The organism is Streptomyces sp. NPDC127177 (assembly GCF_042672475.1).
Lineage (GTDB): Bacteria > Actinomycetota > Actinomycetes > Streptomycetales > Streptomycetaceae > Streptomyces.
In genome coordinates this window covers 59141-83276 of sequence record NZ_JBHXUW010000039.1, presented here as the reverse complement: position 1 = coordinate 83276, position 24136 = coordinate 59141, and the positions used below count along the sequence as shown (strand labels likewise).

Below are 24136 nucleotides of genomic sequence, written 5' to 3'. Positions count from 1 at the left end.
GCCCGGTTTGGTTTTACCCGGGGCGCCGCCCTCGGCGGTTGTGCCCGCACCGGCCGGCCGCTCGTCCCGCGGGGCGACGCCACGTCGCTCACGGTGTTTGTCCTCCTCCGTCCCGTCGCGAGGACAGCCGCGGGCCGCACCCCCTGAAGAGGTGCGGCCCGCGGCTGTTCCTGCGGCTCCCGGACGGGTCTGTGACTAGCTGTTGCTGCCGGTGAAGTAGTTCTGCAGCCCCGGCACCGTGAGCGTCCCGCCGAACTGGCCTGCCTGCGTCACCTTCACGTTGGTGAAGAAGGCGAACGGCACGTTGATCGGCGGCGGGGTCTCCGGGCTGAACGTGATCGGGATGAGGCCGAAGAGGTTGCCCTTCAGCTCCTCCGTGTACATCGTCACCGTGCCGTTGCGGATGGTGGAGGTGGAACCCTTCCGCGCCTGCACGTGACCGGTGACGCCCGACTGCGGACCGACCGTCTTCTGGTGGAGGTCCTTGATGTCGACGGATGAGGCGGTGAACTTCAGCACCTTCTTCGTGCTGCCGTCGCCCTTCTCCACCTCGACGATGCCCTTGTAGTCGAGCCCGCTCAGGGTGAGCAGCGAGCTCTCCAGGATCCACGGGTCGTTCGGGAGGCGGGGGATGCCCTGCTCCAGATCGGCCGCGGCCAGTGCCTTCGGGTCGGCGGTCGGGCACGGGAAGGAGGGCTTGGCGCCGTCCGGGATGTCCTCGTCCTTCTTGGGGTCGAGTCCCTTGACGTCCTCGTCGAGCTCCTCGACCGGCTTGCCCGCCTTGCCGGCCGCCTCGCGGATGGCGTCGGCGGTCTTGCCGGCCGTGTCCTTCGCCGCGTCGGTGACCTTCGAGACGGGCTTGTCGGCCGCCTTGTCGGAGGACTTGCCGGCGGACTTGTCGGAGGTGTCGGCGGACGGCTTCGGGGTCGCGGTGGTGGCGCTCGGCGACGGCTCGGCCGTCTCCTTGTCCGGTCCGTCGAAGAGGTCCTTCAGCGCGTCGCCGAGTCCCAGCGGGTCGAGGGGGTTCTTCGACTTGGTGGGTGAAGGAGTCGCACTCGGCTTCGCGGCCTCGGCGTCGTCGCTCTTCTTCGTCGAGTCGGCCTTCGTGTCGCCCGTGGAACTCGGCGACGGCGTGGTCGAGGGCTTCGGGGTGGCCCCGTCGCTCTTCTCCGGCGTGGCCTTGTCGGTGGTGCTCGCGGACGGCGAGGGCGACTTCGTCGCGGACGCGGACGGCTCCGGCGACTCGCTCGGCTCGTCGGAACGGGTCACGCACGGGCCTGGAGCGAAGGGGATGTCCGAGCTGTCGTCGGCCATCGCCAGCTTCGGGGTGAGGCCCATCCCGACGAACACGGCGGTCGGCATCGCGGCCAGCGCGAACGCCTTCTTGCCCGCCGGCATGTGGAGCTTCGTCAGCAGCGACTTCCTGGGGGCGGCGTGGCGCGGCCCTCTTCGCTCCTGGAGCCCGCTCTCGCCCACGGCGTCCGCCTGATTGTCGTCACCCCGCACGATGCCTCCCGCCGTCGACCTCAACTGTCGTGTCGTACTGCGCCGGCTCCTGCTGGGGAACAGCGCTCCCGTAGAGGGCGCCCCCGGGGTGTTCGGCGGTCTGCTCGTCCTTCGCGAACGAGAGGCCCTCCGGTGCTCCCTCTGCGGGTGCCTGCCCGGCCGGCGCCGCCTCGTCCGTCTGCGGAGCGCCCGGCGCCCAGGCGATGGAGAGTGCGCCACCGAGCAGGGCGAGCAGGAAGCCGATCAGGAAGCCGCCGATGTTGGCGACGGGGATCGATATCAGTGCGAGCAGGATCGCGGCGACGCCCGCGAACACCCTGACTATGTGGTGGAACCACATGGTCAGACCGAGAGTGATCAGCAGGACGCCGATGATCAGCGACCCGGCGCCCGCCGTGGTGGACATGGCCAGCGTCATATTGCCGAGGTGCATGTTCGCGTACGGGAAGTACGCGATGGGCAAGCCGCCGAGAATGGTGAACAGACCCGCCCAGAACGGCCGGTTACCCCGCCAGGTGCGGAAGCGTCGCCGGTAGACGCGGAGGTAGTGCTCGTTCTGCCCTGTGGATTCGGGGCTCATGGAAAACAGCTCCCTGGAACCGGTACTGCTGTGAGAAGAGAAGGGTGGGTGGCCAGAAGCGCGACGCGCACGCCCCCGGCCACCCGGGCGAGTGCTTAGTAGCACTCCTTGACGCCCTTGTGGAGCCGCAGCTTCAGGTCAGGAAGCTTGAAGGTGCCGGCCGTGGTGGCCCACGCCTGCTGGTGAACCTTCGTCAGCGTGGCCTTCTCGGCGCGCTGCGAGAACCCGTAGGGGTTGGCCTGGGTGCCGGGCTGGATGCCCGGGCCCTTCAGCGAACCGGCGGCAACACCGATGTCGATGTTGCTGAACTCGGCGTCCGCGTCGAGCTGCGAGACATCCAGGTAGATGTCCTTGGCGTAGACCTTGCTCTTACCGGTCCCCGCCTTCAGCTCCAGCGTCACGTTGCCGAGACCGAAGGGCAGGTCGGGCGTGACGACCGACTGGCACATGTTGGAGATGGTGGCTTCGCTGAACCCGGACACGGCGACCGGGGCCGCTTGGTCCTTGCCCTTGAGGTCCTTGCCGGTCGCCACACTGCCGTACTGCACGAAGTTGCTGCCGACCAGCGAATCCGCGCTGACCTTGAACTCCTGGCCGGACACGCTGAACGACGCCGCGAGTGCGCCCTGCGCGAGGCCGACGCCGACTGCGGCGGTGGCTATGACGCTCGGCACCATGACGACAGCGAAACGCTTCCATCTCGTGCCACCGCGAACCTGGGAACTCATTCTTATCCTCCTTCTCGGACGTACATCTCCGGCCTGGCATCCTGCCGGACCTGGGATGGGAGAAGTGCTACGTCCTCGGAAAGGAGAGCGCCCGCATACGGAGGCGTGAACCGCGCCCGAATCACCGGCGATCACCCCCGAGCGACAACCACTGGCCACGCGTTCGCGCAACCTCTTCGGACAGGCCCTGCTGTCGAGCAGGAACCCCCCTGTCCGGAGTCGGCGCCACTGTCGCCGACCCACCCGGTGGGGACCCAACAGAGCCGCCGCGACCGACTGGCTGCCGGAGTGGCGTTATTGGACCGAGCGTGGCCGATCGTGGTCCATTCGCGGCCGTGACACAAGGGGGTTCGTTACTCGCTGGTAACGGCCCGATAACCCACTCACGACCGGGCGACACCGAGCGGCCACACAGGGTTGCCCCGGACCTACAGACGAACTACGGCATTGCTGCTCGAAATCGGACAGATCCCTGCGTGCGATTTACTCGGAGTAACAGCCGGTCGTTTTATCAAGATTTGGTAAAGCGGGGGCATGACTTAGCGCCCGGCCGCGAAAACGGCCGCGACTCCCGGTGGGAGCCGCGGCCGTGTTGTCAGATCAGAACAAGACGCGCGCGAGGGCGGTTCGCGCGGCGCCGACCCGTGGATCGTCGGGGCCGATCACCTCGAACAGCTCCAGCAGCCGCACCCGCACCCGGTCCCGGTCGTCGCCGAAGGTCCGGCGGACCGTCTCGACGAGCCGGCCGAACGCGTCCTCGACATGACCGCCCACCAGATCCAGGTCGGCCGCGGCGAGCTGGGCAGGCACATCGGCCGGCTTCTCGGCGGCGTCCTTGCGGGCCTGCTGCGGGTCCGTCTTCTGGACCCGGGCCAGGAGCTCCGCCTGGGCGAGGCCGAGCTTGGCCTCGCTGTTGGCCGGCTCGTCGGAGAGGACGTTCTTGTACGCCTGGACGGCGCCCGCGAAGTCATTGGCGTCCAGCGCCTGCGCGGCCGCCTCCAGAAGGGCGTCGTACGGGCCGGCGGGTACCGGCGCGGGCTCCTGCGCGGCCGCGTCCGGGGCCGCCGCGTCCTGGTCCACCACGATGCCGGTGAGCCCGAAACGCTCCTCGCCCACCTGGATCAGCTGGTCCAGGGTCTGGCGGATCTGGGCTTCGGGCGCCGCGCCCTGGAAGAGCGGGAGCGCCTGCCCGGCGACGACGGCGAAGACCGCCGGGATGCCCTGGATGCCGAACTGCTGCATCAGCATCTGGTTGGCGTCGACATCGACCTTGGCCAGCACGAAGCGGCCGCTGTACTCATGGGCCAGTCGCTCCAGGAGCGGGCCCAGCTGCTTACAGGGCTCGCACCACTCGGCCCAGAAGTCGATGACGACCGGGACCTCGGCCGAGCGCTGCAGGACGTCGCTCTCGAAGCCCGCCTCGTCGACGTCGAACACGAGGGAGGAAGGGGGTACGGCGGCGGGACCACCCTGCCGGGCGGACTCGGCACGGGCCTGCTCCGCCTTCACCTTGGCCTCACCGGCCGCCTTCACCGCGGCGAGGTCGACGACGCCGCTCATGGACATGTTCCTAGGCTGCATACGTACATCCTCCCCCCTTGGCACACCGATCCGGAAAGCGATACGTGAACCGCGCCCGTCCGCGACCCCCGCCGGTGTGCGAGGTGTACGGACAGACACGGCCCGTGGGCCCCTGAAAGACCCGGTTCGGCACCCGGTCCCCACCCGGCGCCTGTGGCTGTCGTTCGGTCGTGGCGCCACGACGGCAGAGCCGCCGTTCTTACGCTACGACCCGTAGCGTAACTGGCCCCCACCCTTGATGCACAGGAGTAATCGGTGATCTGTCTCACGGTGAACGGGACCGGCCGCTTCTAGCTACTGGCGGGTATGGTCACGGCATGCTGAGCCACAGCCACCCCAAACCCGCACGAACGGGACGTCCGCGCAATGCCGCGGCCGATGAGGCGATCCTCGAGGCGACCAGAGCCTCGCTGGTCGATCTCGGCTGGTCGAAGCTGACGATGGGTGATGTGGCGACGCGGGCCGGGGTCGCCAAGACGACGCTGTACCGGCGCTGGGCGGGCAAGAACGAGTTGGTCGTGGACGCGGTCGCCGTCCTCTTCGACGAGCTGGAGCTGCCGGATCTGGGCAGCCTGTCCGCCGATGTCCAGGCGGTGGTACTCCAGTTCGCCGCGCTGCTGGAGCGGCCGGAGACCCAGACCGCGCTGATGGCGGTGGTCGCGGAGTCGACCCGCGACGAGGCGCTGCGGACCCGGATCCGCGACTCGATCGTGGACCGGCAGAAGCGGCTGGTGCTCCAGGGCCGGCAACGGGCCCAGGAGCGCGGCGAGTTGCCCGTCGAGCAGGACGAGGCAACCGCGGCCCTGACGGCGGATCTGATCTTCGATGTGATCGCGGGCGCGGTGGTGCACCGCGCGCTGGTGAGCGCCGAGCCCGTCGATGCCGACTGGGCCCGGCGCTTCACCCTGCTGCTCCTCGCGGGCCTGGGTGCCGCCGCCGCGGGCTGACCCGCCCCCGGACTACTTCTGCCAGGCGCAACTGCCCAGCGTGGCCCTGCCCGCGGAGACCAGGCGGTCCGCCCGCTCCGGCGCCATCAGCTCGGTGTGGTCGTCGTGGCAGACCACGGTCCTGTCCCCCTGCCCGGCCAGGTCGACCAGGATCTGGTCCCAGTGGCGGTACTGGACGTCGTGACCTGAGTCGGCGTACGTACGGACCACCGGCTCGACCGGCAGCGCCGCGCGCCAGGTGGCGAGGGTGGCCGGTGGCACGGTGGTGTCCTTCTCGCCGCCGTACAGGTAGACGGGCGCCTTCACCTTCGACAGGTCGGGCCCCGGGCGCTCGCAGTAGAGCCGCTGCTCGTGCACCTGCGGGGCCGGATCGGACTTCTGGCCGCGCTGGTTGTACGTACGGGCACCCTCCTCGTACGCGGTGTCGGCGAAGCCCGGGATGGACTTGACGGCACTGTCGTCCGGGAAGGCCCACCAGGAGCGCGGATCGGCGATCGAGTCCTTGACTGCGTCGGTGAGCTCGTCGTCGCTCAGACCGCAGTAGGCGGCCTTCTCGCCGTACGGCGGGAGTGCGGCGGCCAGATGGAGGGCCTTGACACGGCCCGGGGCGCGGGCGGCCAGCTCCGCGGCGTACGGTCCGCCGCCGGAGATCGCGATCACCGAGACCTTCTTGACGCCGATCCGGTCCAGGACCTCCAGGGCGTCCTTCGCGAAGTCGGCCTTGCCCAGGGACGGGTCGTACTCCGTGTCGCCGAAGCCGTTGCGCTCCACGGAGATCAGCCGGAGGCCGAACGACTCCCGGGTGGAGCGGAAGAAGTCCGTCATGTGCGCGGCCCGCGCGCTGGTTCCGGTGCCGCCGATGTAGAGGACCGGGGTACCGCCCCGGCGTCCCTCGTCGATGTAGTGCGCGGTCCGGCCGGTGGAGAGTTTCGCCGCCTTCACGTCCGGGCCGAGCGAGTCGAAGGTGTCCTGCACCTTCGGCTTCGGTGCCGGTGCGGCCCCGACCGCCGTCACACCGCTGACCAGCAGTGTCCCGAGTACGGCGAGTGCGGCGCCCGCGGCCGCGGTCATTCTCCCGGACAGTCTCAAGGTGTTCCTCCAGGGGGTACGAGTATCGCGGCTGCGCCTACCCGAGGCCCCGGAGGTGACACCTGTAACTACCAACTACCTGTCAGAAGCCGGGCGGCTCCGTGTAGGTGCCCCATTCCTCGCGGAGCACCCCGCAGATCTCACCGAGGGTCGCCTCGGCCCGGACCGCGTCGAGCATCGGGGCGATCATGTTGGAACCGTCCCGGGCGGCGGCCAGCATCGCGTCCAGCGCGGCCGTCACCCGGGCGTCGTCGCGGCCCGCCTTGCGGCTGCCGAGCTCGCGGACCTGGTCGCGCTCGACCTCGTGGCTGACCCGAAGGATCTCCAGATCCCCGGTCACCGAGCCGTGGTGGACGTTGACGCCGACGACCCGCTTGTCGCCCTTCTCCAGCGACTGCTGGTAGCGGAAGGCGGATTCGGCGATCTCGCCGGTGAACCAGCCGTCCTCGATCCCGCGCAGGATGCCGGAGGTCATCGGCCCGATCGGGTGCTGCCCGTCCGGGTGGGCCCGGGTGCCACGCTCCCTGATCTGCTCGAAGATCTTCTCGGCGTCCGCCTCGATCCGGTCGGTGAGCTGCTCCACGTACCAGGAACCGCCCAGCGGATCGGCGACGTTGGCGACGCCGGTCTCCTCCATCAGCACCTGCTGGGTGCGCAGCGCGATCTCCGCGGCCTGCTCCGAAGGGAGCGCGAGGGTCTCGTCGAGGGCGTTGGTGTGCAGGGAGTTGGTGCCGCCGAGTACGGCGGAGAGCGCCTCGACCGCGGTCCGCACGACGTTGTTGTACGGCTGCTGGGCGGTGAGCGAGACCCCCGCGGTCTGGGTGTGGAAGCGGAGCCACTGCGCCTTGTCGGTCTTCGCGCCGTAGGTCTCCTTCATCCAGCGGGCCCAGATCCGGCGGGCCGCGCGGAACTTGGCGATCTCCTCGAAGAAGTCCAGGTGGGCGTCGAAGAAGAAGGAGAGGCCCGGTGCGAAGGTGTCCACGTCGAGCCCGCGGGAGAGACCGAGCTCGACGTAGCCGAAGCCGTCGGCGAGCGTGTACGCCAGCTCCTGCGCGGCCGTGGCCCCGGCCTCGCGGATGTGGTAGCCGGAGACGGAGAGCGGCTTGTAGGCGGGGATGTCGCGGGCGCAGTGCTCCATCAGGTCGCCGATGAGACGCAGATGGGGCTCGGGCTGGAAGAGCCACTCCTTCTGCGCGATGTACTCCTTGAAGATGTCCGTCTGGAGCGTGCCGTTGAGCACGGCCGGGTCGATGCCCTGGCGCTCGGCCGCGACCAGGTACATGCAGAACACGGGCACGGCCGGACCGCTGATCGTCATCGACGTCGTGACGTCACCGAGCGGGATGTCCCCGAAGAGGACCTCCATGTCGGCGGCGGAGTCGATGGCGACCCCGCAGTGGCCGACCTCACCGAGCGCGCGGGGGTCGTCCGAGTCGCGGCCCATCAGCGTCGGCATGTCGAAGGCGACACTGAGGCCGCCGCCGCCCGCGGCCAGGATCATCTTGTAGCGCTCGTTGGTCTGCTCGGCGTTGCCGAAGCCGGCGAACTGGCGGATGGTCCAGGTGCGGCCCCGGTAGCCGGTCGGGTGGAGCCCCCGGGTGAAGGGGTACTCGCCGGGCCAGCCGATCCGCTCGAACCCCTCGTACGAGTCCCCGGGCCGGGGGCCGTACGCGGGCTCGACCGGGTCCCCGGAGAGCGTGGTGAAGTCCGCGTCACGCTTGCGGGCCTTGTCGTAACGGGCCTGCCAGCGTTGGCGGCCTTCCTCGATCGCGTCAGCGTCCATACCTACGAATTTACTAGGACGTCCTAGTAAATGTCGATGGCAAACCGCCCGGCGCTTCGCACGGGGCGGTTCGGATCAGGTTCGGCTCAGGCCTTCGCGGGCACCGGGGCGGCGTCCGTGAGCAGCGGCTCGACCTCACGGACGACCTTGCGCTCGACGAAGAACGCGGCCGTCGGGATCGTGCCGGCGATCAGCACCCACAGCAGCTTGCCCATCGGCCACTTCGCCTTGGACCCCAGGTCGAAGGCGAAGATCAGGTAGATGATGTACAGCACGCCGTGGATCTGCGAGACGACGAGCGTCAGACCCTCGCCGGTGTCGAAGCCGTACTTGAAGATCATGCAGGTGCAGAGCACCAGCAACATGACGGCGGTGACATAGGCCATCACCCGGTACCGGGTCAGCACGCTGCGTTTCATGACATCGAGCCTAACCGGACGTCCGGGGCGATCTTGCAGCGGGCCGGGCCCCGGAATCCCGTCTCTCAGATCTCCTCGAAGTCCTGGGCCGCCACCCGCAGCGGCCGCAGCAGCGCGAAGATCTCGCCGCACTCCTCGGCGTCGTACGCCCCGAGCCCGAACTCCATCGCGACCAGGTCCTCCGTGGCGGCCTCGACGACCTCACGGCCCTTGTCCGTGATCGAGGCGAGGGTGCCGCGGCCGTCGTTGGGATTGGGGCGCTTGTCCACCAGGCCGGAGCGCACCAGCCGGTCCACGGTGTTCGTGACGGAGGTGGGGTGGACCATCAGCCGCTCGCCGATCTTGGACATCGGCAGCTCACCGGCCTTGGAGAAGGTGAGCAGGACCAGCGCCTCGTACCGCGCGAAGGTCAGTCCGTAGGGTTTGACGACCGCGTCGACCTCCCCCAGCAGGATCTGGTGGGCCCGCATGATCGAGGTGATCGCACCCATGGAGGGCACCGGGCCCCAGCGCTGCTGCCAGAGTTCGTCGGCGCGGGCGATGGGATCGAAGGGGAGACTGAGCGGCTTCGGCACGGCATCGACCTTACCCACTGGTCACATGCTGGTCCGCCCCGTCTCGAACTTCGGTCCGAACGCGGTGAGTGGGTACGGTGCGGCGCGCCTCGGTCACAGACCGAGTCTGCTGAGGCGGTCCTCGTAACGGATGGTGAGGTCCTCGGACTCCTCGGACGGGTTGTCCCACATGCCGCTCAGCTCGGACCGCACGGCGGCGGGCAGCGCCTCGTACCGCTTGGTCCAGGTGTCGCTGCCCGGAATCCAGTAGCCGACGACCTTGTAGCGCTCGGCGGAGAGCTTCAGCTCCTTGCGCAGGTAGCGGCGTACGTCGCGCAGGGCGTTCGTCTGGCCGGCGACCCATACGTAACCACCGGTCAGGTCCGTGCCGGGCGGGATCGCGGCGGCGACCAGTTCGGCCAGCCGGCTGGGGCCGTGGCCGTTGCCGCCGTACGTCCAGGTCGACCGGACACCGGGCCGGTCCGGGAGCGGCTGGACGCAGGACGGGCCGGCGACCTCGAGGACGGCCCGGGTCGTGACGTCGTCGGGGGTGTTCTCGATGAGGCGTCCGACAGCGGGCAGGCCGCTCAGGTCGGAGACCAGGACCTGCCAGGCGAGGTCGGCAGGGGGGCTGTAGAGGCCGGTCGGGGTGTTGAGGCCGATCACGTCGCCGGGGCGGGCCGCGGCGGCCCATCCGGACGCCGTTCCGTGGCCGTGCAGCACGAAGTCGATGTCGACCTCGTCGGCCTCCGGGCGTACGGACCGGATGGTGTAGTTGCGCACGGGGGCCTCGGGCCGCCCCTCGGGGGTCCGCCAGCCGCCGTTGTCCGTCGCGTCGGGCAGGGAGACGTCGGTGCGGTCGGGGCCGTGCGGGAAGAACAGGCGGACGTACTCGTCGCCGACGCCCGTGGAGGCGAACGCGGCGAGACCCTCGCCGTGGAACGTGATGCGGGCCATGGTCGTGGTGAGCGGCCGGACGCGGGCCACCACGGCGCGGTGAATGGTCATGGGTGCTGCTCCTTCGTGTGCCGGTGCGCGTGCGGACGAGGGCGCGGGTCCGCGTCACGCGCCCGTTCCGGGCGATGTGCCACGGTCACACCCGTACGTCCGCGGATGACGCGCCCGAGGAGCCGTCGCAGCATGCACTTAGGTTAGCCTAACCAGACCGACGGAACGCCCCCGCCCTTCCGGTGGATCCCGGAAGGGCGGGGGCGTTGCGAGCAGGGGTGGTTCAGCCGGCGAGGTACCGCTCGACCGTGTCGACCTTGGAGGTCAGACCGTCGGTCACACCGGGGCGGATATCGGCCTTCAGGACGAGGGAGACCCGTCCGGCCCGCGCCTCGACGGCGGCGACGGCGCGCTTGACGACGTCCATCACCTCGTCCCACTCACCTTCGACGGAGGTGAACATGGCGTCCGTGCGGTTGGGCAGCCCCGACTCCCGGACGACCCGGACGGCGTCGGCGACGTACTCGCCGACGTCCTCGCCGACACCCAGCGGACTGACGGAGAAGGCGACGATCATGCGCTGACCGTACCTTCCCGGCGGGCCCGGGCGGCGATGACACCGTCGGCCTCGTAGCGCTTGAGCACCTTGTCGCCGTACAGGCCGCCGAAGGGCAGCACGCAGAGCAGGAAGAAGAACGCGACGCGCTTGAGCGGCCACTTAGTCTTGGACCACACGTCCAGCAGCAGGACGACGTAGATCACGAAGAGCACACCGTGCAGCATGCCGAGCGGCATCATCAGGAAGTCGATGTCGGAGATCCGGCTCAGGACCGAGCCGAAGATGATCAGCGCGGGGAAGGAGAGCGCCTCGGGAACCGAGATGAGGCGCAGCCGGTGCAGGGCGGTAGCGGTCTTGATGTCCACGGGGGCACCTTCGGTGGGAGGACGGCGACGGCTTGTGAACGCAGGCACAAGCGCGACCATTGTGGCACCGCCCCCGGGCCGGCCGAGTGGCGGGGGCCGTTTCGGGCCCTTCGGACACTCCTTGTCCCCAATCGCCTTCCGGATCACCTTCCGGGTTCGTTTCCCTGCGGCTACCGTCGCAGGGTGGCAATGTTCCGGCTCCAAGGCAGCAAGACGCTCGCCGTCGATCTGACGGACGACGCCGTCAAGGCGAAGAACGGCTCGATGGTCGCTTACGACGGCCGGATGACGTTCAAGAAGATGACCGGTGGCGGTGACGGTCTGCGAGGCATGGTGACCCGCCGGCTGACCGGCGAGCAGATGGCCGTGATGGAGGTGAAGGGGCAGGGCACCTGCTTCTTCGCCGACCGCGCGAGCGAGATCAGCCTCGTCTCGCTGCGCGGCGAGAAGCTGTACGTCGAGGCGAGCAACCTGCTCTGCACCGACGCCGGTCTGCGCACCGGCACCACCTTCACCGGGCTGCGCGGCGGGGCGACGGGCAACGGCCTGTTCACCACCACGGTCGAGGGAACCGGCCAGGCGGCGATCATGTCGGACGGCTCGGCGGTGGTGCTGCGGGTCTCCGCCCAGTACCCGCTCTTCGTCGACCCGGGCGCCTACATCGCCCACCAGGGCAACCTCCAGCAGCACTTCCAGTCCGGGGTGAACTTCCGGACGCTGATGGGCGAGGGATCGGGCGAGTCCTTCCAGATCCGCTTCGAGGGCGAGGGCCTCGTCTACGTCCAGCCCAGCGAGCGGAACACGATCGGGGGCGATGTCTGATGCCATTCCGTGAGATCAACTCGAAGATGGTCGAGGCCACGGTGGTCCCCGGCCAGAAGATGTTCAGCCAGCGCGGCGCGATGCTGGCCTACCGGGGCGAGGTGTCGTTCACCCCGAACATCCAGGGCGGTCAGGGCGGGGTGATGTCGATGATCGGCCGCCGGATGGCGAACGAGGCGACGCCGCTGATGACGGTCGAGGGCAACGGCACCGTGATGTTCGGCCACGGCGGTCACCACATCCAGGTGATCAATCTGGCCGGGGACACCCTCTATGTGGAGGCGGACCGGCTGCTCGCCTTCGACGGGGCACTCCAGCAGGGCACGATGTTCATGGGCTCGCAGGGCGGGGTGATGGGCATGGTGCGCGGCCAGGTGACCGGGCAGGGCCTGTTCACCACGACGCTCAAGGGGCACGGGGCGGTGGCGGTGATGGCGCACGGCGGGGTGATCGAGCTGCCGATCGCGCCGGGCCGCGATGTGCATGTGGACCCGCAGGCGTACGTCGCCCACCACGGCGATGTGCGCAACAAGCTCTCCACCGCGCTCGGCTGGCGCGAGATGGTGGGGCGCGGCTCCGGCGAGGGGTTCCAGCTGGAGCTCAGCGGCAATGGTGCGGTGTACGTCCAGGCATCGGAGGAGAAGCTGTGAGCACGCCGGTGGTTTTCGACCCGATGACGCTTCCGTCGGACGACAACGTCAACTCGTACACCTTCTGCGTGGAGCTCAAGGGGGGCCAGTGGTTCCTGCAGAAGGGCAAGATGATCGCCTATTACGGGCGGATCGAGTTCAACGGCATCGGACACGGCCGGTTCGAACGGCTGGTCCGTACGAGCTTCCACTCGCCGCTGCACGCGAGCGACTGGGTGGTGGCCGAGGGCAGCGGGAAGATGCTGCTCGCGGACCGGGCCTTCGACGTGAACTCCTACGACCTGGATGACGGGAACCTCACGATCCGGTCCGGCAACCTGCTGGCCTACCAGCCGACGCTGGCGCTGAAGCAGTCGATCGTGCCGGGTTTCCTGACGCTGATCGGCACGGGCAAGTTCGTCGCCGCGTCCAACGGTCCCGTGGTCTTCATGGAGCCGCCGCTGCGGGTCGATCCGCAGGCGCTGGTGGGCTGGGCGGACTGCCCCTCGCCGTGCCACCACTACGACCACGGCTACATGGCCGGTGTGCTGGGCGGCCTGCGGGCGCTCACCGGGATCGGCGGCGCGTCGGGCGAGGAGCACCAGTTCGAGTTCGTGGGCGCGGGTACGGTGCTGCTCCAGTCGACCGAGGTGCTGATGGCCGAGCAGTCGACGGGGGCGGTGCCGCAGCAGCCGGGCGTTCCGGGTGGCGGCGGTCAACCTGGGTCCACCCCCCGCTCCCCCGGTCGGCCGGGGGACCTCCAGCGGCGCTTCGGTTTGTGAACGGTAGTCTGCGGAGTGTGACGCCGAACGTCCGCACCGGCCCCTGAGCGCGTGCCGGGCGTCACACCGACTGACTTAGTCCGGATTTCAACTTCTTAGGTAGAATCCATATATGGAGACCGAGACGGCCACCCGCTGGCTGAGCGACGCGGAGCAGTGCGCCTGGCGCACCCACCTGGATGTCAGCAGGCTGCTGATGCACCAGTTGGAGAGGGACCTCCAGCCGTTCGGCCTGACCAACAACGACTACGAGATCCTCGTAAACCTCTCGGAGTCGGACGACCAGCGCCTGCGGATGAGTGATCTCGCCACTGCCACGCTGCAGTCCAAGAGCAGGCTCTCGCACCAGATCACCCGCATGGAGAGCGCAGGACTGGTCCGCAGGGAGAACTGCGAGTCGGACCGACGGGGGCTGTACGCGGTCCTCACCGAGACCGGTGCGGAGACGATGCGCAAGGTGGCGCCGCACCACGTGGCGTCGGTGCGCAGGCACTTCATGGACCTGCTGACACCGGAGGCGCTGGGGCAACTGCACGCGGCCCTGGCCCCGGTCGCCGACCATCTGCGCGGGCACCGCGGCTGATCCGGGCACCACACGTCAGGGGCGGCGCTCAGCCCGAGCCCGGCAGCCAGAGCTCGAACCGGGCGCCGCGCTCCCCTGCCACGGTCAGCCGGCCCCCGTGCCGGGTGGCCACATCACGGGCGATGGCGAGGCCGAGACCGGCCCCGCCCTCGTCCCGGGCGCGGGCATCGTCCAGGCGCACGAAGCGTTCGAAGATCCGCTCGCGCTCCGGCTCCGGCACTCCGGCCCCGTCGTCGGTGACCGCCACGACCACGCCGCCCGCTTCCGCGCGCACCGCGACGGACACCGAACCCGCCGCGTGGCGCTCCGCGTTGTCCAGCAGATTGCCGATCACCCGGGCCAGCTGACCACGTGAGCCGGTCACCTCGAAACCCCCCGCTTCCGGCACGGCCACCGTCACCGGTATCCGGTCGCCGGTGCGCTGCGAGACCTCCTCGTGGACCAGCGCGCCGAGGTCGAGCCGCGCCCTGCCGGGCCGCTCCCCCGCGTCCAGCCGGGCCAGCAGCAGCAGATCGGCGGCCAGCGCCTGGAGCCGTACGGTGTCGGCCACCGCGCCCGGCACGTCCAGCAGCTCCGGATGCGCGGCGCCCACCTCCAGCTGGGTGCGCAGCGAGGCGATCGGGCTGCGCAGTTCGTGCGAGGCGTCCGCGACGAAGCGCCGCTGACGGTCGACCGAGGCCTCCAGAGCGGTGAGCGTCTCGTTGGTCGTACGGGCCAGCCGGGCGATCTCGTCGCGCGAACCGGGCTCCGGCACCCGCCTGCCCAGATCCTCGGACGCGGTGATCGCCGCCATCTCGCGCCGGATGCCCTCGACGGGCCGCAGCGCCCGCCGGGTCACCAGCCAGGTCACCCCGGCGACGACGAGCAGCACGACCGGCAGCCCGGTCAGCATCGCGCCGCGCACACTGGCGACGGCCCGCTGCTCCGCGGCGAGCGGTGCGCCCGCGTGGACGGTCAGGGTCAGCCCGTTGCCGTCGGTCGCCTCGACGGAGGCGAACCGGTAGTCGGCCGTGTCGCCGTCGACCGTGGCTGTGCCGTTGCTGAAGTCCGGTTCGTCGGTGGAGACTTCGCCCCGGCCGGGGTCGGCGGCCCCGTCGTCATCGTCGTCGTCCCCGTGGCCGTCCCCGTGGCCGTCCTCGTCACCCGCTGCCGATGGCTCAGCCGGGGGCCGCGGGGTGACCCGGTCCGTGCCGGTCCCGGATATCGCCTCCAGGTCCTCGGAGACGGCCACCACCCGGCCGTCCTCATCGGTGACCTGGACCGGATGGTCCTCCTCGTCGCCCGTATCCAGCCTGTCGTACGGGACGTCGAGGGCCAGCTGCCCGGCGGTCTCCCGGGCGGCCACCTCGGCCTGGAGACCCGCCTGATCGGTCAGGTTGGCGCGCAGGACCAGCAGGACGGCGAGCCCGGCGGCGACGAGCGCGAGGGCGACCACCACCGTGGCACCGAGCGCCGCCCTGGCCCGTACGGATCTCACCGGGCCTCCAGCCGGTAGCCTGCGCCGCGCACCGTCCGGATGGCGGCCGCGCCGAGCTTGCGGCGCAGAGTGCTCACGTACACCTCGACGATGTTCGGGTCCCCGTCGTAGGCGAAGTCCCAGACGTGCTCCAGGATCTCCGCCTTGCTCACCACCTGGCCGGCCCGCAGCGCGAGCTGTTCGAGCACCGCGAACTCCTTGGCGGTCAGGGCGACCTCGCTCTCGCCGAGGTGGACGCGGCGGGCCGCGGTGTCCATCCGCAGCGAGCCGACGGTGACCACCGGCGAGGCCGGCCCGGTCCGTCGGCGCAGCAGCGCGCGGACCCGGGCGACCAGCACCACGTAGCTGAACGGCTTGGTCAGGTAGTCGTCGGCGCCGGTGTCGAGCCCCTCCGCCTCGTCGTACTCCCCGTCCTTCGCCGTCAGCATCAGGATGGGCACCTCGTGGCCGGCGGCGCGCAGGGCGGCGCAGACCCGGTAGCCGTTCATCCCCGGCAGCATGATGTCGAGGACGAGGAGGTCGTAGGCGCCGTCGGAGGCCCGGTGCAGCCCTTCGAGCCCGTCGTGCACGACGTCCACGGCGAATCCCTCGGCGGTGAGCCCCCGGGCCAGGGAGATCGCCAGCCGCTTCTCGTCCTCCACGATCAACAGGCGCATGCGCACAGCCTCGCAAACCGAAGCTGAAGACGGCTTCAGGTGGCTTCAGGCTGGGTTCAGCATCCCCTCGGCAGTGTGGACCCCATCGCAACCGGCCCGATCGGGGAGGAACCCTCATGAAGCGAAAGATCATCATCGCCGCCGTCACCGCTGCCGTGCTCGTCGGCGGCGGAGCCGCGACGGCCGTCGCCCTCGCGGACGACGACGGCCACGGCGGTGACGCCCGTACGGCCACCACCGGAAGCAGCGCGGCGGGCAGGGGCACCGCCAACGCCCGGGTCACGGTCGGTGACGCGGTCAGGGCCGCCGCCGGGGCCGTCCCGGGCACGGTGACCGAGGCCGAGCTGGACGACGAGGACGGCGGGCTCGTCTGGGAGCTCGATGTGTACGGCTCCGACAGGGCCTGGCACGACGTGACGGTGGACCCGGGCGACGGCAAGGTGCTCGGCAAGCGCGTCGACAGGGACGACGACGGGGACCGGCACGCGCCCCGGACTACCCCGGTCACGCTCGACGAGGCGGTCGCCGCCGCGCTCGGCTCCGTTCCGGGGACGGTCACGTCGGTCGAACTGGACGACCCCGACGGCCGCACCGGCCGTACCGTGCGCTGGGAGGTCGACGTCCGGGGCGATGACGGCCGGAAGCACGAGCTGAACGTGGACGCGAAGACGGCCGAGGTCACGGTGGACCGGTCGGAAGACGGCCACGGGGACGACGGGGACGACGACTGAGTCCGGCCGCCGACACCGTGCCGGCCGGGAGGACGGCGGCGGGCAGTGCCTCCACCGGCCCCTGGTGCGGCCCGCACGCCGCACCGGGGGCCGGTGGAGGCTCAGGCCTCCCCGGTGAGCCCGGCGACCAGTTCGTCCGCAGCCGCGTACGGGTCGAGCCGGCCCGCCACGATGCGTTCGGCGAGCGCGCCGAGGCGGCGGTCGCCGTGCAGGTTCCCGATGCGTTCCCGGAGCCGGGTGACGGCGATCGTCTCGACCTCGCGGGCGGCGCGGGACGCGCGCCGCTCGCCGAGCACGCCGTGCTCCTCCATCCACGCCCGGTGCTTCTCCAGTGCCTCGACGACCTCGTCGATGCCCTCGCCCCGGGCGGCGACCGTCTTCACGATCGGCGGCCGCCAGTCGCCGGGCCCCCGGGACTCCCCGAGGCCCAGCATGTGGTTGAGCTCGCGGGCGGTGGCGTCCGCACCGTCCCGGTCGGCCTTGTTGACCACGTACACGTCGCCGATCTCCAGGATTCCGGCCTTGGCCGCCTGGATGCCGTCGCCCATGCCGGGAGCGAGGAGGACGACCGAGGTGTCGGCCTGGGAGGCGATCTCCACCTCCGACTGGCCGACGCCCACGGTCTCCACCAGGATCACGTCGCAGCCCGCCGCGTCCAGCACCCGGATCGCCTGCGGGGCCGACCAGGCGAGGCCGCCCAGATGTCCGCGGGTCGCCATGGAGCGGATGTAGACGCCCGGGTCGGACGCGTGGTCCGACATCCGGACCCGGTCACCGAGGAGCGCGCCGCCGGAGAACGGCGAGGACGGGTCGACGGCGAGTACGGCGACCCGCTTGCCCTGCCGCCGGTAGGCGGAGACGAGCGCCGATGTCGATGTCGACTTGCCGACACCCGGTGATCCGGTCAGACCGACCACGTAGGCGTTGCCCGCCAGCGGTGCCAACGCCGCCATCACCTCTCGCAGCTGCGGCGACGCCCCCTCCACGAGGGAGATGAGCCGGGCCACGGCCCGGGGCCTGCCCTCGCGGGCCTGCTCCACCAAGGTGGGGACGTCCACCATCACCGCTCCGTTTCCTCGCTTGCCCGCTGCGTGTTCTGCGTACTACGTGTTACTTGCCCGGAACGCGCAGGATCAGCGCATCGCCCTGGCCGCCGCCGCCGCACAGCGCCGCCGCCCCGGTGCCGCCGCCGCGCCGCTTCAGCTCCAGCGCCAGGTGCAGCACCACCCGGGCGCCGGACATCCCGATCGGGTGACCGAGCGCGATGGCGCCGCCGTTGACGTTGACCTTGTCGGAGGTGACGCCGAGGTCCTTCATGGACTGGACGGCGACGGCGGCGAAGGCCTCGTTGATCTCGATGAGGTCGAGGTCTTCGACGCCGATGCCCTCCTTCTTGAGGGCGTGCCGGATGGCGTTGGACGGCTGGGACTGCAACGAGTTGTCCGGGCCCGCCACATTGCCGTGGGCGCCGATCTCGGCGATCCAGTCCAGGCCCAGCTCCTCGGCCTTGGCCTTGCTCATGACGACGACCGCGGCGGCGCCGTCGGAGATCTGCGAGGAGGTGCCGGCGGTGATCGTGCCGTCCTTGGCGAAGGCGGGGCGCAGCTTCCCGAGCGACTCGGCGGTCGTCTCGGGGCGGATGCCCTCGTCCTTGGCGAAGAGGACCGGGTCGCCCTTGCGCTGCGGGATCTCGACCGGGGTGATCTCCGCCTCGAAGAGGCCGTTCTTCTGGGCGGCGGCGGCGCGCTGGTGGGAGAGCGCGCCGATCTCGTCCTGGGCCGCGCGGTCCAGTCCGAGGCGGGTGTTGTGCTTCTCGGTGGACTCGCCCATCGGGATGTTCTCGTAGGCGTCGGTCAGGCCGTCGTGCGCCATCGAGTCGAGCATCTCGATCGCGCCGTACTTGTGGCCCTCACGCGACTTGGGGAGCAGGTGCGGGGCGTTCGTCATGGACTCCTGGCCGCCGGCCACGACGATGTCGAACTCACCGGCGCGGATCAGCTGGTCGGCCAGGGCGATGGCGTCGAGCCCGGAGAGACAGACCTTGTTCACGGTGAGCGCGGGGACGTTCAGCGGGATGCCCGCCTTGACCGCGGCCTGCCGAGCCGGGATCTGCCCCGCCCCGGCCTGCAGCACCTGGCCCATGATCACGTACTCGACCTGGTCGCCGCCGATGCCGGCCCGGTCCAGCGCCGCCTTGATGGCGAAGCCTCCGAGATCGGCTCCGGAGAAGCTCTTCAGTGAGCCGAGCAGGCGGCCCATGGGCGTACGGGCGCCCGCGACGATCACGGAAGTCGTACCGGTCGTTCCTGACATGAGGCACAGCCCCTTGGATTAGAAGTGAACGAGGGTGGGAGGGGCCCGCACACGAGGGGCGGAGTCACAGTGCCGGGCACGCCACATCTGCGGCGTTGTCGTCGGGAGGCTCGGCTCCGCCGAGCCTCCCTCCTCCGCCTCACAGCTGCACGCACCGGCCCCGCTCCTTCTTCCACCCCTCGTGTGCGGGCCCCTCCGCTTGAATGTACTGAGCGGTACTGCGCCCGTCATCCGGCAGCGGGTGTGATCGCGCGCACGTTGCGTAACCATCCGCGGAGCGCTGCACTGGTTCCATGCTGACGCGAATCGACCACATCGGGATCGCCTGTTTCGACCTCGACGCCACCGTCGAGTTCTACCGCTCGACCTACGGGTTCGAGGTCTTCCACTCCGAGATCAACGAGGAACAGGGCGTGCGGGAGGCCATGCTCAAGATCAATGAGACGTCGGACGGCGGCGCCTCCTACCTCCAGCTGCTGGAACCGACCCGCGAGGACTCCGCCGTCGGCAAATGGCTGGCCAAGAACGGTGAGGGCGTGCACCACATCGCCTTCGGCACGGCGGACGTCGACGCGGACGCCGCGGACATCCGGGACAAGGGCGTCAGGGTCCTGTACGACGAGCCCAGGACGGGATCGATGGGGTCCCGGATCACCTTCCTCCACCCCAAGGACTGCCACGGTGTCCTGACCGAGCTGGTCACGTCCCGGACGGAGCACTGACCGGGGAAGGTGCTGTCCGGCTCCCCGCTGGAGCGGCTCGGGGCGTCCGGCGCGGTCGGTCGCAGGGCGCCGGGGTGCCCGCATAGCGCGGCTATGCGGGCATTCCGGCAACCCCGCGAGTGGCCTTGCCCCGCGTCCCGAGCCCAGCGGGAGCCGGACAACACCTTCTCAGGGATACCCGGCCCGGTAGAGTGGGCTGTTCCGGGCCGGGGCCGGGTCGGGGCCGCGCCGCGTCCTCAGCCGTTGATCTGTCACCATTCCCCGGGGGGACCGTTCGCCGGCGAACGGTACTCGCTTGGAGTGTGCGAACAGGGTTGGGGTCTCCCCCTGCTCAGTGGGGCATCCCCTGCTCGAACGAAGTCGAGAGCTTGGGGAAGAAGTTGAGAGCTCGGGGAAGGATGGGACCGCGCAGTGCGGGGCTACGAACGCCAGGAGAGCCACCGAGCTGAAGACGACCATCTCTCGCGGTTCGAAGCCGAGATGGACCGGCTGAAGACCGACCGGGAGAAGGCCGTCCAGCACGCCGAGGACCTCGGTTACCAGGTCGAGGTCTTGCGCGCCAAGCTGCACGAGGCCCGCCGCAGTCTGGCGACCCGTCCCGCGTACGACAGCGCGGACATCGGGTACCAGGCGGAGCAGCTGCTCCGCAACGCCCAGGTCCAGGCCGACCAGCTGCGCAACGACGCCGAGCGCGAGCTGCGTGACGCCCGTGCGCAGACGCAGCGGATCCTCCAGGAGCACGCCGAGCACCAGGCGCGGCTCCAGGCCGAGCTGCACAACGAGGCCGTACAGCGTCGGCAGCGGCTGGACCAGGAGCTGGCGGAGCGCCGCCAGACCGTCGAGTCGCACGTCAACGAGAACGTCGCGTGGGCCGAGCAGTTGCGGGCCAGGACCGAGTCCCAGGCCCGACGGCTGATGGAGGAGACGCGGGCCGAGTCCGAGCAGGCGCTGGCCGCCGCACGGGCCGAGGCCGGCCGGCTGGCGGAGGAGACCCGGCAGCGGCTCGGTTCCGAGGCGGAGTCCGCCCGGTCCGAGGCGGAGTCGATCCTGCTGCGGGCCCGCAAGGACGCGGAGCGGATGCTGAACGCCGCGTCCAGCCAGGCGCAGGAAGCCACCACCCACGCCGAGCAGCTGCGTACGTCGACGACGGCCGAGACCGAGCAGACCCGGCAGCAGACCGCCGAGCTGAACCGGACCGCCGAGCAGCGCATGCAGGAGGCCGAGACGCAGCTGCGCGAGGCCCGCGTGGAGGCGGAGAAGGTCCTCTCGGAGGCGAAGGAGGCCGCGGTCAAGCGGCTGGCCGGCGCCGAGTCGCAGAACGAGCAGCGCACCCGTACCGCCAAGTCGGAGATCGCCCGGCTGGTCGGCGAGGCGACCAAGGACGCCGAAGCGCTGAAGGGGGAGGCCGAGCAGGCGCTCGCCGATGCCCGCGCGGAGGCGGACCGGCTCCGTTCCGAGGCGGCCGACGCCGCCCGCACGGCCGCCGCGGAGGATGCCGCCGCCCAGCTCGCCAAGGCCGCCCGGGCCGCCGAGGAGGTGCTGACGAAGGCGTCCGACGACGCCAAGTCGACCACCCGCGCGGCGAGCGAGGAGGCCGACCGGATCCGCCGCGAGGCGGAGGCCGAGGCGGACCGGCTGCGCGGTGAGGCCGCCGAGCAGGCCGACCAGCTCAAGGGTGCGGCCAAGGACGACACCAAGGAGTACCGGGCCAAGACGGTCGAGCTCCAGGAGGAGGCGCGCAGGCTGCGCGGCGAGGCCGAGCAGCTGCGTTCCGAAGCGGTCGCCGAGGGCGAACGGATCCGCGGCGAGGCCCGCCGGGAGGCCGTCCAGCAGATCGAGGAGGGCGCGAAGACCGCCGAGGAGCTCCTCGCCAAGGCCAAGGCCGACGCTGAGGAGCTGCGCACCGCCGCGGGCACCGAGAGCGAGCGCGTCCGCACCGAGGCCACCGAGCGGGCCGGCACGCTGCGCAAGCAGGCGGAGGAGGCCCTGGAGCGGGCCCGCGCCGAGGCCGAGCAGCTGCGTACCGAGTCCGAGGAGCAGGCGGAGTCGACGACGTCCGCGGCCGAGCAGGCGGCGGCGGAACTGCGCGAGGAGACCGAGCGCGCGGTCGCGGCCCGGCAGGCCGAGGCGGCCGACGAGCTGACCCGGCTGCACACCGAGGCCGAGACCAGGGTCACCACGGCCGAGCAGGCACTGGGCGAGGCGCGCACCGACGCGGAGCGCATCCGGCGCGAGACGAACGAGGAGTCCGAGCGGCTGCGCGCCGAGGCCGCCGAGCGGCTGCGCACGCTCCGGGAGCAGTCCGAGGCCGAGGCCCAGCGGCTGCGTGACGAGGCGGCTGCCGATGCCTCGCAGTCCCGTGCGGAGGGCGAGGCCGTCGCCGTACGGCTGCGCAGCGAGGCGGCCACCGAGGCGGAGCGGCTGAAGTCCGAGGCGCAGGAGAGCGCCGACCGGGTCCGTTCGGAGGCCGCCGCGGCGGCGGAACGGGTGGGCACGGAGGCGGCCGAGGCACTGGCCGCCGCGCAGGAGGAGGCGAACCGGCGCCGCCGCGAGGCCGAGGAGACCCTCGACGCGGCGCGTACCGAGGCCAACCAGGAGCGCGAGCGGGCCCGCGAGCAGAGCGAGGAGCTCCTCGCCTCGGCCCGCAAGCGGGTGGAGGAGGCGCAGGCCGAGGCCCAGCGCCTGGTCGAGGAGGCGGACAGCCGGGCGACCGAGATGGTCTCCGCGGCCGAGCAGACCGCCCAGCAGGTACGGGATTCGGTCAACGGGCTCCAGGAGCAGGCCGAGGCGGAGATCGCCGGGCTGCGCTCCGCCGCCGAGCACGCCGCGGAGCGGACGAGGTCCGAGGCGCAGGAGGAGGCGGACCGGGTCCGCGCCGACGCCTACGCCGAGCGCGAGCGGGCAGGCGAGGACGCCGCCCGGATCCGCGCTGTCGCCAAGGAGGAGACCGACGCCGCGGAGGCGATGGCCGAGCGGACGGTCTCCGAGGCGATCACGGAGTCGGAGAAGGCGCGGGCCGACGCCGCGGAGTACAGCCAGCGGATGCGGACCGAGGCGTCCGACGCCCTGGCCTCGGCCGAGCAGGACGCCTCGCGCAGCCGTGCGGAGGCCCGTGAGGACGCCAACCGGATGCGGTCGGATGCGGCGACCCAGGCCGACCGTCTGATGAACGAGGCGAGCTCCGAGAGCGAGCGCGTCGTGACGGAGGCCGCGCAGCAGGCGGCCAGGCTCGGCGACGAGGCCGCGGGCGAGGCCGAGCGGCTTCGGGCGGAGGCGGCGGCGACCGTCGGTTCCGCGCAGGAGCACGCGGCCCGCACCCGCGAGGAGTCGGAGCGGCTGCGCAGCGACGCGGAGGCGGCGGCCGAACAGATGCGTGCCGAGGCCCGCCAGGAGGCGGACCGGCTGCTCGACGAGGCGCGTGAATCGGCCTCCAAGCGCCGGGCCGACGCCGCCGAGCAGGCCGACCAGCTCATCAACAAGGCCCAGGAGGAGGCGCTGCGCGCCGCCACCGAGGCCGAGGAGCAGGCCGACACGATGGTCGGGGCGGCGCGCAACGAGGCGGTCCGGATCACCTCCGACGCGACCGTGGAGGGCAACTCGCTGGTCGAGCGGGCCCGGACGGACGCGGACGAGCTGCTGGTCGGCGCCCGCCGGGACGCCACCGCCATCCGGGAGCGGGCCGAGGAGCTCAGGATCCGCCTGGAGGGCGAGATCGAGGAGCTGCACGACCGTGCCCGGCGGGAGACCTCCGAGCAGATGAAGACGGCCGGCGAGCGCGTCGACAACCTGATGAAGGCGGCGACCGAGCAGCGCCAGGAGGCGGCGGCGAAGGCGAAGGAGCTGCTGGCGGACGCCAATTCGGAGGCGAGCAAGGTCCGGATCGCCGCGGTGAAGCGGGCCGAGTCGCTGCTCAAGGAGGCCGAGCAGAAGAAGGCCAGCCTGGTGCGCGAGGCCGAGAAGCTGCGGGCCGACGCCGAGTCCGAGGCCAAGCGGACGGTGGACGAGGGACGGCGCGAACTCGACGTACTGGTTCGCAGGCGCGCTGACATCAACACGGAGATCTCCCGTGTCCAGGACGTACTGGAGGCGTTGGAGTCTTTCGAGACCCCCGCGGCGGGTGCCAAGAGCGCCGACGGCGTCAAGGCCGGGGCCTCGGCGGGCACTCGTTCGAGTGGCAAGCCGTCAGATGGGTAGGCCCTGTTTCAGGGGCTCCCCCGGTCCGGTAACAACATTCAGCCCACCGAGTGGCAAGGGCTGCGGGGGTTAGCCACTCAAAAGGGGTGTCATTCTCCAGATCAAACGGGCATCTGCTCGATGACACGCCGTCCGGGCCCCTAGGATTCCCCCTATCACCTCACCGGT

General features: G+C 70.9%; 23 protein-coding genes. 8 read left to right on the top strand and 15 right to left on the bottom strand.

Features of this window, described 5'->3' with window-relative positions; genetic code table 11:
* Nucleotides 1–195: 195 nt before the first annotated feature.
* The 4 genes from ACFVJX_RS23750 to ACFVJX_RS23735 all read right to left on the bottom strand — a co-directional run bounded on the left by ACFVJX_RS23750 (nucleotide 196) and on the right by ACFVJX_RS23735 (nucleotide 4395).
* Nucleotides 196–1506, bottom strand: coding sequence for a hypothetical protein (locus tag ACFVJX_RS23750; protein WP_384129342.1), 1311 nt, complete (start codon nucleotides 1504–1506; stop codon nucleotides 196–198).
* On the bottom strand, nucleotides 1496–2086 hold the full coding sequence (locus tag ACFVJX_RS23745) for a DUF6114 domain-containing protein (protein WP_384129345.1): 591 nt from the start codon (nucleotides 2084–2086) through the stop codon (nucleotides 1496–1498). The genes ACFVJX_RS23750 and ACFVJX_RS23745 overlap by 11 nt, the downstream gene beginning before the upstream one ends.
* Nucleotides 2087–2181: 95 nt before the next feature.
* Nucleotides 2182–2814, bottom strand: coding sequence for a DUF6230 family protein (locus tag ACFVJX_RS23740; protein ID WP_384129348.1), 633 nt, complete (start codon nucleotides 2812–2814; stop codon nucleotides 2182–2184).
* A 600-nt stretch (nucleotides 2815–3414) separates the two neighbouring features.
* Nucleotides 3415–4395, bottom strand: a complete 981-nt coding sequence (locus tag ACFVJX_RS23735) for a tetratricopeptide repeat protein (protein WP_384129351.1) — start codon at nucleotides 4393–4395, stop codon at nucleotides 3415–3417.
* 317 nt (nucleotides 4396–4712) lie between these two features.
* Here ACFVJX_RS23735 and ACFVJX_RS23730 point away from each other — a divergent pair, with 317 nt between their 5' ends.
* Nucleotides 4713–5342 carry a TetR/AcrR family transcriptional regulator gene (locus ACFVJX_RS23730; protein ID WP_384129353.1) on the top strand — a complete coding sequence of 210 codons (630 nt, stop codon included), beginning with the start codon at nucleotides 4713–4715 and terminating at the stop codon, nucleotides 5340–5342.
* Between the two features lie 12 nt (nucleotides 5343–5354).
* Here the strand turns inward: ACFVJX_RS23730 and ACFVJX_RS23725 are convergent, their stop codons facing one another.
* The 7 genes from ACFVJX_RS23725 to ACFVJX_RS23695 form a co-directional block, all read right to left on the bottom strand.
* Nucleotides 5355–6413 (bottom strand): alpha/beta fold hydrolase, encoded by a 1059-nt coding sequence (locus ACFVJX_RS23725; RefSeq protein ID WP_384129356.1) that lies wholly within the window; start codon nucleotides 6411–6413, stop codon nucleotides 5355–5357.
* A 100-nt stretch (nucleotides 6414–6513) separates the two neighbouring features.
* Entirely contained in the window at nucleotides 6514–8214 is a 1701-nt protein-coding gene (locus tag ACFVJX_RS23720; protein ID WP_384129359.1) for a methylmalonyl-CoA mutase, read from the bottom strand.
* A gap of 86 nt (nucleotides 8215–8300) precedes the next feature.
* Nucleotides 8301–8633 carry a DUF3817 domain-containing protein gene (locus ACFVJX_RS23715; RefSeq protein WP_384129362.1) on the bottom strand — a complete coding sequence of 111 codons (333 nt, stop codon included), beginning with the start codon at nucleotides 8631–8633 and terminating at the stop codon, nucleotides 8301–8303.
* Between the two features lie 65 nt (nucleotides 8634–8698).
* Complete coding sequence (locus ACFVJX_RS23710) at nucleotides 8699–9208, bottom strand: MarR family winged helix-turn-helix transcriptional regulator (protein ID WP_384129365.1); 510 nt, start codon at nucleotides 9206–9208, stop codon at nucleotides 8699–8701.
* 93 nt (nucleotides 9209–9301) lie between these two features.
* Entirely contained in the window at nucleotides 9302–10195 is an 894-nt protein-coding gene (locus ACFVJX_RS23705; protein ID WP_384129368.1) for a siderophore-interacting protein, read from the bottom strand.
* A 223-nt stretch (nucleotides 10196–10418) separates the two neighbouring features.
* Nucleotides 10419–10712 carry an MTH1187 family thiamine-binding protein gene (locus tag ACFVJX_RS23700; protein WP_384129372.1) on the bottom strand — a complete coding sequence of 98 codons (294 nt, stop codon included), beginning with the start codon at nucleotides 10710–10712 and terminating at the stop codon, nucleotides 10419–10421.
* A complete protein-coding gene (locus tag ACFVJX_RS23695) occupies nucleotides 10709–11059 on the bottom strand; it encodes a DUF3817 domain-containing protein (protein WP_384129374.1) in 351 nt (116 codons plus the stop codon). The genes ACFVJX_RS23700 and ACFVJX_RS23695 overlap by 4 nt, the downstream gene beginning before the upstream one ends.
* A gap of 189 nt (nucleotides 11060–11248) precedes the next feature.
* On the opposite strand from ACFVJX_RS23695, the gene ACFVJX_RS23690 reads away from it, so the two are divergent.
* The 4 genes from ACFVJX_RS23690 (at nucleotide 11249) to ACFVJX_RS23675 (ending at nucleotide 13875) form a co-directional block, all read left to right on the top strand.
* Nucleotides 11249–11881 (top strand): AIM24 family protein, encoded by a 633-nt coding sequence (locus tag ACFVJX_RS23690; protein WP_384129552.1) that lies wholly within the window; start codon nucleotides 11249–11251, stop codon nucleotides 11879–11881.
* Nucleotides 11881–12531 carry an AIM24 family protein gene (locus ACFVJX_RS23685; protein WP_384129376.1) on the top strand — a complete coding sequence of 217 codons (651 nt, stop codon included), beginning with the start codon at nucleotides 11881–11883 and terminating at the stop codon, nucleotides 12529–12531. The genes ACFVJX_RS23690 and ACFVJX_RS23685 overlap by 1 nt, the downstream gene beginning before the upstream one ends.
* On the top strand, nucleotides 12528–13292 hold the full coding sequence (locus tag ACFVJX_RS23680; RefSeq protein WP_384129379.1) for an AIM24 family protein: 765 nt from the start codon (nucleotides 12528–12530) through the stop codon (nucleotides 13290–13292). The genes ACFVJX_RS23685 and ACFVJX_RS23680 overlap by 4 nt, the downstream gene beginning before the upstream one ends.
* A gap of 112 nt (nucleotides 13293–13404) precedes the next feature.
* Nucleotides 13405–13875: a MarR family winged helix-turn-helix transcriptional regulator gene (locus tag ACFVJX_RS23675; RefSeq protein WP_384129382.1), complete on the top strand. Its 471-nt coding sequence runs from the start codon at nucleotides 13405–13407 to the stop codon at nucleotides 13873–13875.
* Nucleotides 13876–13903: 28 nt separating this feature from the next.
* On the opposite strand, the gene ACFVJX_RS23670 is transcribed toward ACFVJX_RS23675, so the two are convergent.
* Together ACFVJX_RS23670 and ACFVJX_RS23665 are read right to left on the bottom strand one after the other, a co-directional pair.
* Complete coding sequence (locus ACFVJX_RS23670) at nucleotides 13904–15352, bottom strand: sensor histidine kinase (protein ID WP_384129385.1); 1449 nt, start codon at nucleotides 15350–15352, stop codon at nucleotides 13904–13906.
* The gene (locus ACFVJX_RS23665) at nucleotides 15349–16008 is read right to left on the bottom strand and encodes a response regulator transcription factor (RefSeq protein ID WP_384129388.1); all 660 of its coding nucleotides are present in this window, start codon (nucleotides 16006–16008) and stop codon (nucleotides 15349–15351) included. The genes ACFVJX_RS23670 and ACFVJX_RS23665 overlap by 4 nt, the downstream gene beginning before the upstream one ends.
* 116 nt (nucleotides 16009–16124) lie before the next feature.
* Between ACFVJX_RS23665 and ACFVJX_RS23660 the strand changes: the two genes are divergently transcribed.
* Nucleotides 16125–16739: a PepSY domain-containing protein gene (locus ACFVJX_RS23660; protein ID WP_384129390.1), complete on the top strand. Its 615-nt coding sequence runs from the start codon at nucleotides 16125–16127 to the stop codon at nucleotides 16737–16739.
* 101 nt (nucleotides 16740–16840) lie between these two features.
* Here the strand turns inward: ACFVJX_RS23660 and meaB are convergent, their stop codons facing one another.
* Entirely contained in the window at nucleotides 16841–17800 is a 960-nt protein-coding gene (meaB, locus tag ACFVJX_RS23655) for a methylmalonyl Co-A mutase-associated GTPase MeaB (protein ID WP_384129393.1), read from the bottom strand.
* A gap of 49 nt (nucleotides 17801–17849) precedes the next feature.
* Nucleotides 17850–19052: an acetyl-CoA C-acetyltransferase gene (locus tag ACFVJX_RS23650; protein WP_384129396.1), complete on the bottom strand. Its 1203-nt coding sequence runs from the start codon at nucleotides 19050–19052 to the stop codon at nucleotides 17850–17852.
* 293 nt (nucleotides 19053–19345) lie between these two features.
* On the opposite strand from ACFVJX_RS23650, the gene mce reads away from it, so the two are divergent.
* Both mce and scy read left to right on the top strand, forming a co-directional pair.
* Nucleotides 19346–19774 carry a methylmalonyl-CoA epimerase gene (mce, locus tag ACFVJX_RS23645; protein WP_384129398.1) on the top strand — a complete coding sequence of 143 codons (429 nt, stop codon included), beginning with the start codon at nucleotides 19346–19348 and terminating at the stop codon, nucleotides 19772–19774.
* 411 nt (nucleotides 19775–20185) lie between these two features.
* Nucleotides 20186–23968, top strand: a complete 3783-nt coding sequence (gene scy / locus ACFVJX_RS23640; protein ID WP_384129401.1) for a polarized growth protein Scy — start codon at nucleotides 20186–20188, stop codon at nucleotides 23966–23968.
* Nucleotides 23969–24136 lie beyond the last annotated feature (168 nt).